The 15025-nt window shown below is 64.1% G+C and carries 15 protein-coding genes and 2 pseudogenes; 9 read left to right on the top strand and 8 right to left on the bottom strand.

Annotation, left to right across the window (positions count from 1 at the left end; all coding sequences use genetic code 11):
- Positions 1–73: 73 nt before the first annotated feature.
- From G6N54_RS22990 to G6N54_RS22980, 3 genes are all read right to left on the bottom strand, one after another.
- Positions 74–919: an ABC transporter permease gene (locus tag G6N54_RS22990; RefSeq protein WP_163792273.1), complete on the bottom strand. Its 846-nt coding sequence runs from the start codon at positions 917–919 to the stop codon at positions 74–76.
- Positions 920–925: 6 nt separating this feature from the next.
- Positions 926–1744: an MlaE family ABC transporter permease gene (locus G6N54_RS22985; protein WP_163792268.1), complete on the bottom strand. Its 819-nt coding sequence runs from the start codon at positions 1742–1744 to the stop codon at positions 926–928.
- Between the two features lie 330 nt (positions 1745–2074).
- Positions 2075–3280, bottom strand: coding sequence for a CaiB/BaiF CoA transferase family protein (locus tag G6N54_RS22980; protein ID WP_163792266.1), 1206 nt, complete (start codon positions 3278–3280; stop codon positions 2075–2077).
- A gap of 406 nt (positions 3281–3686) precedes the next feature.
- Here G6N54_RS22980 and G6N54_RS22975 point away from each other — a divergent pair, with 406 nt between their 5' ends.
- The 6 genes and pseudogenes from G6N54_RS22975 to G6N54_RS22950 all read left to right on the top strand — a co-directional run bounded on the left by G6N54_RS22975 (position 3687) and on the right by G6N54_RS22950 (position 8078).
- The gene (locus G6N54_RS22975) at positions 3687–4388 is read left to right on the top strand and encodes an SDR family NAD(P)-dependent oxidoreductase (RefSeq protein WP_163792264.1); all 702 of its coding nucleotides are present in this window, start codon (positions 3687–3689) and stop codon (positions 4386–4388) included.
- 54 nt (positions 4389–4442) lie between these two features.
- Positions 4443–4643 (top strand): ferredoxin, encoded by a 201-nt coding sequence (locus tag G6N54_RS22970; protein WP_163792262.1) that lies wholly within the window; start codon positions 4443–4445, stop codon positions 4641–4643.
- Positions 4644–4657: 14 nt separating this feature from the next.
- Positions 4658–6022, top strand: a pseudogene (locus tag G6N54_RS22965) (cytochrome P450).
- A 105-nt stretch (positions 6023–6127) separates the two neighbouring features.
- On the top strand, positions 6128–6571 hold the full coding sequence (locus G6N54_RS22960; RefSeq protein ID WP_163792260.1) for a hypothetical protein: 444 nt from the start codon (positions 6128–6130) through the stop codon (positions 6569–6571).
- A gap of 35 nt (positions 6572–6606) precedes the next feature.
- Positions 6607–7512, top strand: a complete 906-nt coding sequence (locus G6N54_RS22955) for a hypothetical protein (protein ID WP_163792258.1) — start codon at positions 6607–6609, stop codon at positions 7510–7512.
- Complete coding sequence (locus G6N54_RS22950) at positions 7509–8078, top strand: hypothetical protein (RefSeq protein WP_163792256.1); 570 nt, start codon at positions 7509–7511, stop codon at positions 8076–8078. Before G6N54_RS22955 ends, G6N54_RS22950 begins: the two co-directional genes overlap by 4 nt.
- A gap of 50 nt (positions 8079–8128) precedes the next feature.
- On the opposite strand, the gene G6N54_RS22945 is transcribed toward G6N54_RS22950, so the two are convergent.
- The 5 genes and pseudogenes from G6N54_RS22945 to G6N54_RS22925 all read right to left on the bottom strand — a co-directional run bounded on the left by G6N54_RS22945 (position 8129) and on the right by G6N54_RS22925 (position 12274).
- A complete protein-coding gene (locus tag G6N54_RS22945) occupies positions 8129–9304 on the bottom strand; it encodes an acyl-CoA dehydrogenase family protein (RefSeq protein ID WP_163792254.1) in 1176 nt (391 codons plus the stop codon).
- Positions 9288–10283, bottom strand: coding sequence for an acyl-CoA dehydrogenase family protein (locus tag G6N54_RS22940; RefSeq protein WP_163792252.1), 996 nt, complete (start codon positions 10281–10283; stop codon positions 9288–9290). The genes G6N54_RS22945 and G6N54_RS22940 overlap by 17 nt, the downstream gene beginning before the upstream one ends.
- A 141-nt stretch (positions 10284–10424) precedes the next feature.
- Positions 10425–10745 (bottom strand): annotated as a pseudogene (locus G6N54_RS22935) (nitroreductase family protein); the annotation flags it as partial.
- Between the two features lie 111 nt (positions 10746–10856).
- Positions 10857–11633 carry an alpha/beta fold hydrolase gene (locus G6N54_RS22930; protein ID WP_163792250.1) on the bottom strand — a complete coding sequence of 259 codons (777 nt, stop codon included), beginning with the start codon at positions 11631–11633 and terminating at the stop codon, positions 10857–10859.
- Positions 11555–12274 (bottom strand): TetR/AcrR family transcriptional regulator, encoded by a 720-nt coding sequence (locus tag G6N54_RS22925; protein ID WP_232072927.1) that lies wholly within the window; start codon positions 12272–12274, stop codon positions 11555–11557. Before G6N54_RS22925 ends, G6N54_RS22930 begins: the two co-directional genes overlap by 79 nt.
- A gap of 77 nt (positions 12275–12351) precedes the next feature.
- Between G6N54_RS22925 and G6N54_RS22920 the strand changes: the two genes are divergently transcribed.
- The 3 genes from G6N54_RS22920 to G6N54_RS22910 all read left to right on the top strand — a co-directional run bounded on the left by G6N54_RS22920 (position 12352) and on the right by G6N54_RS22910 (position 15010).
- Positions 12352–12732 carry a carboxymuconolactone decarboxylase family protein gene (locus G6N54_RS22920; protein ID WP_163792248.1) on the top strand — a complete coding sequence of 127 codons (381 nt, stop codon included), beginning with the start codon at positions 12352–12354 and terminating at the stop codon, positions 12730–12732.
- A gap of 5 nt (positions 12733–12737) precedes the next feature.
- Positions 12738–13637 (top strand): NAD(P)-dependent oxidoreductase, encoded by a 900-nt coding sequence (locus G6N54_RS22915; protein WP_372513292.1) that lies wholly within the window; start codon positions 12738–12740, stop codon positions 13635–13637.
- Between the two features lie 281 nt (positions 13638–13918).
- Complete coding sequence (locus tag G6N54_RS22910) at positions 13919–15010, top strand: amidohydrolase family protein (RefSeq protein WP_163792245.1); 1092 nt, start codon at positions 13919–13921, stop codon at positions 15008–15010.
- The last annotated feature ends 15 nt before the right edge of the window (positions 15011–15025 follow it).

Here is a 15025-nt window from a genome sequence, read left to right as displayed (position 1 = left end):
GGAGACGCGTCACCGGCGGCTTCAGACACGTGTATGGGGCCCGGCCCGAACTTGTCTGTCACGTCTGCCCCTCCTAACCGGACAAGTTGAAGTTGCCGTTCGTACCGTAAATCGATAGCGAAACCAACAGAGTTACCGACACAACGACGATGAGCGACGTGCGTACCGCGTTACCGGTCGCGTTGCCCACACCGGCCGGCCCGCCCGAAGCGAAATAGCCGTAGTAGGTGTGGATTAGTAGGGTGGTGAGCGCCATCAGGATGGCCTGCAAGAACGACCACAACAAGTCGATCGGATTAAGGAACGTGTTGAAGTAGTGCTGGTAAAGACCCTGCGACTGACCCAGCAAGAACGTCGTGGTGAACTGGCTGGCCACGAACGACAAGATGACGGCGACGCTGTACAACGGCGTGATCGCCAACATGCCCGCTAGGATCCTGGTGCTCACCAGATAGGAAATCGGCCGAATGGCCATGGCCTCCAACGCATCGATCTCTTCGTTGATCCGCATGGCACCCAGTTGAGCGGTCACCCCGGCGCCGAAGGTGGCCGCCAGGCCGATCCCGGCGACCACCGGTGCCGCGATACGCACATTGATGAACGCGGACAGAAAGCCGGTCAGCGCCTCGATGCCGATATTGCCCAGCGAGGTGTAACCCTGAATGGCCAGCGTGCCGCCGGCCGCCAGCGTCAGGAAGCCGACGATCACCACGGTTCCACCGATCATCGCCAAAGTGCCCGCGCCCATGCTGATCTCGGCGATCAGTCGAATGACTTCGTGCCGGTAGTGAACCGCGGCGAAGGGCATCGCGCCGAGCGCCTTGCCGTAGAACAGGGTGTGGTCACCGATCCGGCCCAACGAGGCGGCCGGCTTTCCGAATTGGCGGCTCAATCGCGGATATGCAGCCCGTAGTGCCATGCAGCCCTACTTCACCGTCATCTTGATGCCAATCGCGGTCACGACCACGTTGACGACGAACAGGGCCATGAAGGCATAGACGACGGTTTCGTTGACCGCATTGCCAACGGCCTTGGCGCCGCCGCCGGTGATCGACAGGCCCCGATAGCACGCGACCAAGCCGGCGATGAGGCCAAAGAGGGCTGCCTTGACGCAGGAAATGACCACCTCGGGGACGCCGGTGAGCAAGGTGATGCCCGCGGCGAACGCTCCGGGATTGACGTCTTGCACAAATACCGAAAAGACGTACCCGCCAACAACGCCGATGATGACGACGAGGCTGTTGAGCAGAAAGGCCACCAACCCGGAAGCCAACATGCGCGGGGTGACTAATCTTTGTATCGGGTTGATGCCCAGCACTTCCATCGCGTCGATTTCCTCGCGAATCGTGCGCGACCCCAGGTCCGCACACATCGCCGTGGCACCCGCGCCCGCCACGATCAAAACTGTGACGAGCGGGCCGAGCTGGGTGACAGCACCGAACGCGGCACCCGCACCAGAGAGGTCCGCCGCACCCAATTCGCGCAACAGGATGTTGAGCGTGAAGCTAACCAGCACGGTGAACGGGATCGCCACCAACAAGGTAGGAGCCAGCGACACCCGCGCGACAAACCACGACTGCTCCAAGAACTCTCGCCCTTGAAACGGCCGGCGGAACAAGAACTTCACCGCGTCGGCCGACATTGCGAACAGGGCACCGACCGCCTGCATCGGCCCCGAAAGGTCGAACTTCCAACTCAGCGCAGGCAGTCCCGTCGACCAGCGCTCGACGCGGCTATCCACCATCGGCCTCAGACCCTTCCCGCGTAACGAGACGGACAGTCTTGTTCATCCGCAATGGCTCCGGTAGATTCGGTTGAAAGCCGATGTCGAAATGCCCACCGAGCAGCCGCATCCCGACATCGATCGCCGGAGAGACAGCCGCAACCAGCATCACGCTGGTCCTCCGTTCTGTCGCGCGAGAAAGCGTCGGGTCATTGTGACTCATGCCACGTCCGGGCGAAGCAAAAATCGCGCAACCGTTATCGAACGACTTTTGGCCGCCGCGCCCGGATCGTGCGGGCGGGTGCGAACACCCGGGATATTCGGCTTAGACAATTGAGGGCTGCTCCGCTTCTAAGTAACGGCGCCGGCCGCCTTGAATTCGATAATGCGGTCCCAGTCGAATCCCAATTCCTGCAGGATCTCGTCGGTTTGTTCGGCAAATCCCGGTGCCGGTCCGGTTTGCGGTGCGGTGACGTCGAACTGAACGGGGTTGGCGACCAGGTCGAGTTCGCCTGCGCGCACGAGGTATTCGTTGGCTCGGATCTGTGAATCGTCGGTCGCCTGCAACGTGTCCTGGACCGGCGCCCAGGGGCCGGCCAACGTGGCAAAGCGGTCGCTCCACTCGGCAAGCGTGCGGGTTGCGATGGCCTTGGTCAAGATCTCCACGGCCTCGGATGTGTTCTCAGCAATTTTTTCGACACTCGCAAACCGAGGGTCATCTGCCAGTTCAGGCATGTCGACGTGCCGGCACACATCAGCCCAGAACTTCGTCGGCTGCATCATCACGAAGGAGATGTACCGGCCATCAGATGTCGTATATAACCCCACCAACGGGTTGTTCGGTGCACCGTGCACACCCGGCGGCGGAGCCTCCAGCCGCTGGTTCAAATGCTTGGTCAGCGCAACCGTGTGGCCCATCGACCACAGCCCGCTGCCCAGCAAAGACACGTCGACGACCGACGGTTCCCCGGTGCGCTCCCGCTTGAGCAGCGCCGCGGCAATGCCTCCCGCCAGATTGGTCCCGGAAATGGTGTCGCCGTAGGCAGGCCCCGGCGGCGCGATCATGCCGGGCATCCCCATCGGGGTGATCGTGGCAGCTGTTCCGGCCCGGCACCAGAAGGCGGTCATGTCGTAGCCGCCTTTCGTCGCCTCCTCACCGCGCGGCCCGAGCGCACTGCCGCGCGCGTAGACGATCTTCGGGTTCACCGCGCGGATGTCGTCGACGTCGATGCCGAACCTCTGCCTGGCACCGGGCAGGAAGCTCGTCAAGAAAACGTCCGAGCGGCGGGCCAATTCGTAGAGCACTTCCTTGCCCTCGGGAACCGACATGTCGAGTCCGACGCTGCGCTTGCCGCGGTTGGCGTGCTCGATGTTGGGATTCGGATCGCCTTCGACGCGCAACATGCCAGTCTGCCGAAGCCCACGCTGCGGGTCACCCGTCACCGCGTGCTCCACTTTGACCACGTCCGCGCCCCATTCGGCCAACACGGCACCCGCCGACGGGACGAACCCGTACATGGCGACCTCGAGCACACGGATGCCCTCTAACGGCCTCATTTATTGCCTCCCATCACCGGCACGGCGAAGGTTGTCCGTCATGATGAGCCGGCCATCGATCAGCAGGCCACGGTCGACCCCCGAGCCCGTCGTTTCCGCGGCGTCCGCAGTGTGACCTGCGCTGACATTCGGCTCCTGATGTGGTGGCGGTCACGAAAATTTCATTCTCATCCTCGGCGAATCTTACATTCGAGTCTCGAGAATTCAAGAAAGCCATAAGAATGGGACACGGGGACTGACCAGCGCCGGTGTCGGCTACACGATAGCGTGTGGGCCGCCTCAGCCCAGGCAGTAAGCCGTTTCCCCGCTATGTTGCACGTCACTTCGGCGTGAGAGTACTGTTCTCATAATTGCGAAGGAGATTCTTTGTGACTGAGACGCCCGCACTGGGCTCAGGGGCAGTGGCGTGAAGACCGCAGTGGTCACCGGTGGCGGATCCGGTATCGGTCTGGCGGTCGCCCATCGGCTGCGTGCCGATGGTCTCGATGTCGCGACCATCGATCTGAGGCCGTCGGACGCCGAGCTGTCGTTCACCGCCGACGTGACGGATCGCTCCCAGGTGGATGCCGCGCTGTCTGCGATCCGCGCGCAATTGGGGCCGGTGGCCGTTCTGGTCAATGCCGCGGGCCTGGATGGATTCAAGCGTTTCAGCAACATCACGTTCGAGGACTGGCAACGCGTGGTCGACGTCAACCTCCACGGCGTCTTCCACATGACCCAGGCGGTGCTGCCCGACATGGTCGAGGCCGGGTGGGGACGAATCGTCAACATCTCCTCGTCGAGCACCCATTCCGGCGCTCCCTATATGTCGCACTACGTGGCGGCCAAGTCGGCGGTCAACGGACTCACCAAGTCGCTGGCCCTCGAGTACGGCCCGAGCGGAATCACGGTCAACGCGGTGCCGCCCGGTTTCATTGACACCCCGATGCTGCGCAGCGCCGAGCAACGCGGTTACCTCGGAGATATCGACGAGACCATCGCCCGGACCCCGGTGCGCCGGATCGGCAAGCCCGAAGACATCGCGGCCGCGTGCGCATTTCTGATATCCGAGGAAGCCGGCTACATCACCGGTCAGATATTGGGCGTCAACGGCGGTCGAAACACCTGAGCGACGTCGGCGTCCGCAACGCCAGTCACACCGCAGCCCCCAGGAGGAGACATCGTGAAGGTCTGGGTTGATTCAGAACGCTGCCAGGGCCACACCCTGTGCGCGATGATTGCGCCGGAATCGTTCCAGCTCAGCGATATTGACGGCAGTTCGTCGGCGGTCAACGAGGTGGTGCCGGCCGACCAGGAAGACCAGGTGCGCGAGGCCGCGCACTCCTGCCCGGAGCAGGCGATCAAGATCACGGACGAAACCTAAAGGGAGACATCACGTTGAGTGTCGAGGATGTCGTGGGCGAAGGCGACGGCAAGAAGCCGACGTATCACTTTGACCGAAACGCGCCGGAGTATCGTTCGCAGTTCAAGCAGATCACTGCGGAGATGCACGCCAAGTGCCCGATGGCGTGGTCTGAGACCTACGGTGGACACTGGGTCGCGGCAGGTAGCCACGAAGTCTTCGAACTCGCCCGCTGCCCCGCGGTCTCCAACGACCACGACATCCACAACGAGCGCCGCGGCTAAAAGGGCATCTCCATCCCGACCGCCAGCCGCGTCGCGGCCGTGCGCGGCGGCATCCTCGAGATGGACGAGCCCGACCACCGCACGTACCGCAACGTGCTCAACCCCTACCTGTCACCGGCGGCGGTCAAGCGCTGGGAACCCTTTATCGACGACATCACTCGGGCCTGCCTCGACGAGAAGATCGAAGGCGGCGGCATCGACTTCGTCGACGACCTAGCCAACGTCGTGCCCGCCGTGTTGACCCTGGCGATGCTGGGCATTCCACTGAAGAAGTGGGCCCTCTACAGCGAACCCGTCCACGCCGCCGTCTATACCCCCGAACACTCCCCCGACATCGAGCGCGTCACCGCGATGCACCGCGAGATGGGGCTCGACATGGTCAACAACATGTTGGAGGTCCGCGAGAATCCGCGGCCCGGCATCATCAATGGCCTGTTGCAGATGCGAATCGACAGTGAGCCCGCCCCCGATCTAGAGGTTCTCGGCAACCTCGGCCTGGTCATCGGTGGCGGCTTCGACACCACGACGGCGCTGACGGCCCACACGCTGGAGTGGCTTTCCGAACACCCCGATGAGCGCGAGCGGCTCTCCAAGGAGCGCGACACCCTGCTCGGCCCGGCGACCGAGGAGTTCCTGCGGTACTTCACCCCGGCTGCCGGTGACGGCCGGACCTTCTCCGACGACGTCGAACTCGACGGCAATCATTTCAAAGAGGGTGAGCGGCTGTGGATTTCGTGGGCCATGGCCAACCGCGACCCATCGCTGTTCACCGACCCCGACGAGATTGTCCTCGATCGTAAGGGCAATCGGCACTTCAGCTTTGGTCTCGGCTTGCATCGGTGCAAGGGGTCGAATGTGGCGCGTACCGTGTTCAAGTCCATGCTGACGGCAGTGCTGGATCGGATGCCCGACTACCGCTGCGACCTCGAAGGCACCGTGCACTACGAGTGCATCGGCGTTATCCAGGGCATGCGGAAGCTGCCGGCCACCTTCACCCCGGGCCGCAAGATCGGTGCGGGCCTAGACGAGACCCTGGACAAGCTGCAGCGCATCTGCGACGAGCAGCAACTCGCCCTGCCGGTCACCGAGCGCACCGAAGTTGCGGTCATCGACTGAGCGCGACACGCACCTTTAAAACCGGCCGTTGACTGCCGCAGTTTTTCCGAGTAGGCCTGTTCAGCGTGACCGCGCCTTATATTCGAGACGAGCGCGTGTACAGAGATGGGAGTCGTTCCGGTGAAGACTTTCGCAGTGAGCCTTGCGCTCGCCACGGCCGCGCTGACCGTCATGCCGACCGCCCACGCGGACATGATCATTGGCAATTACAGAGTGGATACACCCCGGGACCCCGGCCACCTGTGGATCTGGGCCCTCGGCAGGTGCACTCCTACAGCGCCGGGATGCCTGTCCATTCAAGGGGTTCCGCAACCCAACGGGCAAGCCGCACCCTGGAAGTCAGACGCGCACCTGTCCAACGGCCGTTACACCATGGCCGTTGACGTGCCCGACGGTGTGCGCTGCGTGGTCCAGTTCTTTTCCTCGCATGACGTTTACTCGTGGGACGAGGTGACGCTGGCGGGTCAGGTCGACTCAACGTTCAACACGGGCTGCGGAGGCGGCCCGGGGGGCACCAACAGTTATCCGTTTTCACTCGTGCGGTGGTAACCGCGTGAGACGTTCAGCAACGGGGAGCAGGCACTTTGGCTGAGGCGAAGAAGCCATCGCGAGATTCGGCCACATCGAGAGCCGACACCATGGCGTTGATCGAGGAAGCCGAAGCCGAAGCCGCCGAAGCCGAAGCGCTGGCCGCCGCGGCGCGCGCTCGTGCCCGGGCCGCCCGGCTCCGCCGCGAGGCCGAAGCCGAGGTCAGCGCTGAAACGGAGGCCGAGACCGCCAAAACCACCGAAGAATCGTCGGACGCCGACGAGGACGCAACCGAGGCGAAGACCGACGACGACGCCGAGGCCGAGGCCGCCGCCGAGGCGAAGACCGACGACGACGCCGCCGCCGAGGACGCGACCGACGCAGCGGAGTCGGAGGAATCCGAGGAAGAAGCCTCCGACGAAACACCCGAAGACGCGGAATCCGAAACCAAGCCGGCCCGCCGGCTCCGCCTGCGGTGGCCATCGCTGTCCGTGACGTGGAAAGCGGCCGTCATCATCCTCATCTGCGTCTTCACCGGGGCCAGCGGATACATGATGTGGCAGCGTCATGAAATCACCGAGCGCAACCAGCGCGTCGCGAACTTCATCGCGGGAGCCAGACAGGGTGTCGTCAACATGATTTCCTTGGACTTCAGTAAGGCCAAGGAGGACGTCCAGCGGGTGATCGACAGCTCGACCGGCCAGTTCCGCGACGACTTCCAGCAGCGTGAAAAAGATTTCACGACCGTCGTTGAGCAGTCCAAGGTGGTCACCCAAGGAACCGTGAATGCGGCTGCCGTGCAATCGATAAACGGCGATTACGCGTTGGTTCTCGTCGCGGCGACATCGCACATCACGAATGCCGCGGGCGCGAAAGACGAACCACGCAATTGGCGGCTTAAGGTGACAGTCAAAGACGACGGCGGGAAATACAAGATGTCCAACGTGGAGTTCATTCCATGACCGAGGACAACCCCGGCACCGACCACGCCGACTCGTCGGATGAAACAGAACGCACTGGACGAAGTGAGCCACGCGCGCGACGCAAGGTGAAAGTCGTTCCCGTTGTTCTGATTTCGCTGCTGCTGATCTCCGCTGGCGCGGCAGCGTGGCTGTACTTCAAGCAGTACCGGCCCGATCAACAGACCAACGCCAGCGTCGCGAACGCAGTCATCAGTTCGGCATCCGACGGGACAGTCGCATTGCTGTCCTACTCACCCGACACACTCGACAAGGACTTCGCTGCCGCCAAGTCGCACCTGTCCGGGGACTTCTTGTCGTACTACAACCAGTTCACCCAACAGATCGTGGCTCCCGCCGCCAAGCAGAAGTCGCTGAAGACCAACGCTCGGGTGTTGGGGGCCGCGGTTCAGGAACTGCATCCCGATTCGGCCGTCGTGCTGGTGCTGGTCGACCAGAGCACCACGAGCAAGGACAATCCCGAGCCCTCGATGGCGTCCAGCAGCGTGCTGGTGAGTTTGACCCGAGTCAACGGCAACTGGCTGATCACCAAATTCGACCCGGTCTAGCCGACGTTGAATGCCGTTGCGATAACAAGCAATTCGGCGTCGAACGCCGGCTAGCCGCGCGGTAGGCCGAGCACCCGCTGCGCGATGATGTTGCGCTGGATCTCCGACGTTCCACCGGCGATGGTGCCGGAAAAGCTTCGTGCATAACGCTCGAACCAGCTGGCGAAGTAGTGGTCGAGGTTCATGTGCGCATACGGCCCGGTCAAAGCCGGGTGCACGAGCCCGTCGGATCCCGCGGACGTCAACGCAAGCTCCATCCCACGCAACTCAGCCTCGGACCCGAGCAACTTGAGCACCGAGATCGCCGCCACGTCGTCTTCACCACGTGCCGCGCGAGCTAGGGCAGCCGAACCCAACAAGCGCAACGCCTGCTTGTCCATGATCGTGGATGCGTACTGGTCGCGCTCGACCTCGGTGCCGGGGCGGAAGTCGTCGATCATGTTGTCGAGTCGATCGGCGAAGCCGAGCCACATCATCGTGCGCTCGTGGCCCAGCGACCCGTTGGCCACCTTCCAGCCCTGGTCGATTTCGCCGACCAGACGCTCCGCGGGCACACGCACGTCTTCGAAGAAGACCTCGTTAAAATCCACATCGTCGGCACCGCAGATCGACGGAAACGGGCGTCGCACGACTCCCGGGGTGTCGGTCGGGATGATCAGCACGCTGATTCCCTTGTGCTTGGGCACATCTGGATTCGTCCGTACGAGCGTCAACAAGACGTCAGCGTCGTGGGCGCCGGAGGTCCACACCTTCTGCCCATTGACCACGAAGTGATCGCCGTCCAGCACCGCCCGAGTACGCAACGAGGCGAGGTCGGAACCCGCGCTGGGCTCGCTCATTCCGAGTGAAGCCGTGATATCCGCCCGCAGAATCGGCACCGCCCAACGCCGCTTCTGCTCGTCGCTGCCGAACGACAACAGCGAAGCGGCAACGATATTCACGCCTTGCGGGTTGAAGCTGTGGTAAATCCGGCGGCGGCTGAGTTCCTCCAAGTAGACGAACTGCTGAATGACCGTCGCGTTACGACCGCCGAATTCCGAGGGCTGGGCGGGCAGCAGCCAGCCGTTGTCGAACAGCAGCCGCTGCCAGTCGCGTGCCCATTGCGGCATGTGCGACACCGAGCGGGGACGCTCGAGTGTTTCGCTTGCGGGAGGCAGGTTTTCGTCGAGGAACGCCGAGAACTCCGCCCGGAACTCGTCGACGTCGGAATCAAAAGTCAGCTGCACGGTATTCCTTCGCGATCCGCGCCCGGTGCTCGGCGGCGCCACCGAGCATCAGCTCACCCGCTTTGGCCCGTTTCAGCGCGAACTGTAGGTCGTTCTCCCACGTGAAGCCCATCGCGCCATGCAGCTGTAGGCCGTGGCGGAACGCCAGCCACTGACACTCCCCCGCAGATGCCTTGGCCATCGCGGCCGCCAGCCGGCGGCGGGGATCGTCGGCGGCGATCGTCAACGCGGCGAAATAGGCTAGCGCCCTGGCGCGTTCGAGCGCGACGTGCATGTCGGCGGCCTTGTGCTGCACGGCCTGGAAGGAGCCGATGGCGACACCGAATTGCTGACGGCTTTTGACGTGCTCGAGCACCAGGTCGAGGATCCGTTGGCAGGCGCCGACCATCGTGACGGCCATGCCGGTCAGCGCGAGATGGTGCGCGCGTTCCGCGTCGACGGTCAGTCGTTCGGTGTCGGGCACCCGGACCCCGGCGAACGACAGGTCGGCGACGTGCAGCACCGGGTCGAACACCGACGCGCGCCGGGCGGAGACCTGGCTGGCCGCGACGAGGAACACGCCGGCGTCGGTCACGACCGCCAGCCGGTCGGCGCGATCGCCGTCCAGGACGTGGCGTGCCGTTCCATCCAGCACCCACCCGTCGGCGTCGCGGTGCGCCGTAACCCCGTACACCGCCGTACCCGACTGGTGTGGGTCGAATCGGTCCGCGGCGAGCGGCGCGAACTGGCTCATCGTCGCCAGGAACGGCGTGGGATCGGTTGCGCGGCCCAGCTCTTCGAGCACGATGGCCAGCTCCACTGCGCTGTCCGATTCATTCAGCTCGGTCCAGCCCTGGTCGACATACGACTTCCACAGCGGACTCGGGTCTACGCCATCCTCGGCCACGCTGCGCACCAGCGAGGGTGGGCATTGCTTAGCAACGGCGTCACGCACCGTGTCCTGCCACAGTCGCTGATCAGCATCGAACTCCAACAGCATCGGGGCTGCCTCCTGTCGTCACCGCTCCGCGAGAATATCATTCTCGCCGTCGGAAGTGATAATCTCGCATTCGGCGTATGACGTACGCGTAGCTGCGCCAAGCGCCCGGCCAGCTGGGGACTCGAACCGAGGCGAGACGGCCTAGCTCGCCGGTGGGACCGCGGGAGCTGCGAAGAGGCTGCCGGCGGACTCGTTCCAGCGGTCGAGATTGACGAACTCGGCGAGCGGGCGCCGACGAAGGGGACCGTGATTGCCCTCGGGCCACCCCACCACGATGTGGCCGGCGACCAACCAGCCGTCGGGCACCCCGATGGCTTCCCGCAGCAGTTGCTCACCGCCGTAGGAGGCCCAGCTCGTCATGCAGGCCCCCAGCCCCTGAGCGCGTGCGGCCAACAAAAAGTTCTGCATGGCGGGAAAGATCGATCCGCCCAGCAGCAGTTCGGATGCCGTCTCCCAGACGGCATAACCGTTGTGCCCCTTGGCTACCCAGGCGGTCGCACAGCTGGGTCTTGCTCGGCGGGATACACCCCGATGGTCTGGGCGGCGATGTTGACGTGGCGGACGGCGTCGTCGTTAAGTACAAATCGTTGTATTGGTGCCGCCGGAGGGTACAGACCGATACTCCCGGCACCGGTCGGCGAGGGTGGTGGCCAACCAGCTTGGGCAAGAGAACATCACGTCATGGCAGGCGTCGACGCAGACCATCGTGTCGACTCCGCCGAGGGCTTCGATCGCGCCGAGCTGCTGGCGCTGTGACAACGCCCGGTCGGCCAGCGTCATGATCCACGTCCGCGGCACCTCGGCAGGTAGGTCACCGCGGTCGGCGGGTTCGAAAACGACGTTCGGCGATTCCATGCACAATCTGGATCGGGTGAGCGCACGCTGTGCACGTGTCATGCCAGTGCAGAACGCGAAAGGCGCTGCGGCCCTGAATATTGGGAGCGGGACATGCATCCGGCGCGCTGATCGCGCCAGCGGGGCCAGGGGCCCACGTAGCGTATCGATCACCGAAGCCCCCTGCGGCGGCACGAACGCCGCCAAAAGGATCATCTCGCGCACTCGCGCGGCACCGAACTTGGCTACGATTCCCGGCACGGTCAGCCCGCCCATCGAATGCCCAACGACCACAACGTCGTCCAGACCGGCGGCGTCGATATCGGCGACCGCGGAGTCCACCCAGCCGGCGACCGTGACGGCCGCCAGATCCGCCGGACTGCTGCCGCGCCCCGGCAGCTCGACCGCGAGGACCCGCAATTCCGGTGCAAGCCGGTCTAATTCGGCAATCGTGAGATCCCAGCAATCGGCGGCATGCGCGCCGCTGTGCACGAGCACCAGGCCCGGCCGGGCCATCGCGCCCTCAGCCGCGTCGCAGGACGCCGCGCAGGAACAGGTCGACGGCGTGTTGCAAGTGGCGCTCCTCCTCGTCGGGACTGCGGTAGATGCCACTGTCGGCCAGCCGAGCGGGTAGAATGTTCGACCGCCGCAATGAAGTGGCCCGCGGCCAGCTCGACATCGTCCACCTCGATGGCTCCGGCGTCCTGGTGTCGACGAAGCAGCTCCATCACCTGCCGGTGGCGAGCCGACCAGGTCATCGAGTGCGCGCTGACCGCGAATTCGGGAAATCGTGCCGACTCGTTCATCGCGATCCGCTTCGGGCGCACGACGTCGGGATCGACCGCCCGCGCGAGGCCGGCGCGGCCGACCGCGACCAGGGCGGCGCGTAGGTCGCCGTACTCGAATTCCTCGGTGTCCACACTTTCCGTCCTGCGAGTGAGCGCCCCGGGAATGACGTCGAGGAAGACCGCACGCTTGTCGGGGTAGCGCGCGTAGAGCGTGCGCCGAGTGATGCCGGCCGCCTTGGCGATCGCTTCCATGCTGGTGCCGTCGTATCCGGACTTCACGAAGGTCGCCACTGCCGCGTTGCGCAGCTTGTGTTGCAGTTTCTTGGATTCGGCATGCGTCGGGCGTCCACGCCGCGTTGTAGCGACCACGGAAATATACATTAACCTGCAGATAACCGTTGGGACGACCGATCGAGTCAAAGGGTTCAGTCATTAAGGAGAAGACATTGGATCGCGAGACATACCAGCGCGGACTTGAAATCCGGACCGCGGTACTGGGCGAGACCTACGTCAATCGCGCGCTCGCCGACGCGGACGAATTCACTACGCCCCTACAAGATCTCGTCACCGAGTATTGCTGGGGCGCAGTCTGGGGCCGAGACGGTCTGCCTCTCAAGACTCGCAGGATGCTCAACCTGGCGATGATCCCAATCCTGAATCGGCCGAACGAATTACGCACGCATATCAAGGGCGCGCTGACCAACGGCGTTACCCGCGAAGAGATTTGTGAGATCTTCTTGCAAGTTGCGATCTACGCGGGCGTCCCGGCCGCGGTGGACAGCTTCCGCATCGCCCGCGAGGTGTTCGCCGAACTGGACCAGGCCTAGCAATCGTGGCCGAGGTCGGGTTTATCGGGTTGGGAAACATGGGCTTTCCCATGGCGCGCCGCCTGATCGGCGACGGTCACGACGTCATCGCCTTCGACACGAGCGGCGCGGCACTCGACCGCATCGTCTCCTTCGGGGCCCACGCCGCGGCATCGGTCAAGAACGTCGCCGACCGTGCGGAAACGGTGCTGGCCAGTCTCCCGTCACCGGCGGCGTCGCTCGAGGTCGCCACGGGACCCACGGGTGTGGTTGCGGGCTCCCGGGTCAAGCGCTACGTCGACCTGTCGACCGTCGGCAGCCCAACCGCCGTGCAGATCCACGACCTGCTGGCCCAACGGAGCATCGCCGCGCTGGACAGCCCGGTCAGCGGCGGCGTCGGCGGAGCGGAAAAGGGGATGCTGGCCGTCATGGTGTCCGGCCCGCGCAGCGAATTCGACGTCGTACAGCCGGTGCTCGAGGCGATCGGCCGTCCGTACTACATCGGGGAGAAACCCGGTTCGGCGCAAACGATGAAGCTCGCCAACAACATCTTGGCGGCCAACGTGTTGGTCGCGACATCGGAGGTCGTCGTGATGGGGGTCAAGGCGGGTCTCGACCCGGCCGTGATGATCGAAGTGCTCAACGCGGGCTCGGGGGCGACGAGCGCCAGCCGGGACAAGTTTCCGCGCGCGGTGCTGCCCCGCACCTTCGACTACGGGTTTGCCACCGGCCTGATGGTCAAAGATGTGCGCCTGTATTTAGCCGAGGCCAAGACGCTCGGCGTGCCGGTCGACGTTGCCGAGACCATCGGTCGGCTCTGGGAGGCGGCCGCACTCGACGAGGGCCCCGATTCCGATTTCACGGCCGTGATCAAACCGTTCGAAAAGGCGGCCGGCGTCATCGTCGGCGGCGGCCGGACGGCGTGACACTGTTTGCCGACTCTGTAATGACCGCCTAGCGAGCCCGGCCGCGGCGAGGCAATCTCGGCCGCACCGACGCCACCTTCCGGTGAATGCTGAGAATGGTATTATCCGGATCGAAGAACGTCGATTGCTCTGATGGTAGCAATACCCGCGACTACCAGGCATATCGTTAACCGAGACGCTTACCGAAAACGCATTGATCGACAGCCCATGAGAATGTTAGATTATTTATCTTATGATCGGGTTTGGCTCACTTTGGCTACCGGAACTGAAGGGTGGCCGTCGTGATCGAACACGCTGACGGAACAAGCACACCGCTGATCGATGCGAGCGTGCATATTTTCTTTCCGTCCAACAAAGCGTTGCGCAAGACGCTGCGCGAGCCGTTCAAAAGCCGCGGCTTCCCGGACTACGAGATGGACTGGTACGGCGCCCCCGGCGGCGAGTACGCGCCCGACACCGAGGGCCCGGACGGGCAGTACCCCGGTTCGGATCCCGAATTCGTTGGCCACGAGCTCTTTTCGAAGCGGGGCGTCGACATTGCGGTTCTACACCCGGCGGCCCGCGGCATCATGCCGGACCGCCATCTGGGGAGCGCGCTGCACGCCGCACACAACGAGATGATTGTGTCCAACTGGCTTGAGTCCAGCCACTACGGCGAGCGGTTCCGCGGCACCATCCGGGTGAACCCCGACGACATTTCCGGCGCACTGCGCGAGATCGAGAAATGGCGCGATCATCCACGCGTGGTGCAGATCGGCGTTCCGCTGCAATCGCGCGAGGTCTACGGAAAGCCGCAGTTCTGGCCGCTGTGGGAAGCCGCGGTTGATGCCGGGCTGCCGGTCGCCGCCCACATCGAGGTCGGCTCGGGCATCGCGTTTCCGCCAACACCGTCCGGAAACACGCGGACCTACGAGCAGTACGTCAGCTTCATGGCGCTCAATTACCGATACCACCTGATGAACATGATCGCCGAGGTTGTGTTCGAGCGCTTCGACGGCCTCAAATTCGTCTGGGGTGACGGCGCCGCGGACTTCGTCACACCGTTCATCTGGCGGATGGACACATTCGGCCGGCCACACCTCGAGCAGACGCCGTGGGCGCCACGGATCCCCAGCGACTACCTGCCCGGCCACGTCTTTTTCGTACAGGGCAGCCTCGACGGTCCCGGTGACACCGAGTTCGCGAGCGAATGGTTCGGCTTCACCGGCAAGGACGACATGACGATGTTCGGCTCGAGTTACCCACACTGGCAATGCGGCGATGTCAAGAAGCTGCCCAGCGCGCTGTCGGCCGAGCAGCGCGACAAGCTGTGCTGGCGAAACGCGGCGCGGCTCTACGGCATAGACATCCCCGCCGGGGTGGGCGCACAGTAGAACCAGAAGCGGGCA

The sequence above is a fragment of the Mycobacterium stomatepiae genome (assembly GCF_010731715.1).
Classification (GTDB): domain Bacteria; phylum Actinomycetota; class Actinomycetes; order Mycobacteriales; family Mycobacteriaceae; genus Mycobacterium; species Mycobacterium stomatepiae.
This window is presented reverse-complemented; position numbering and strand designations above follow the sequence as displayed.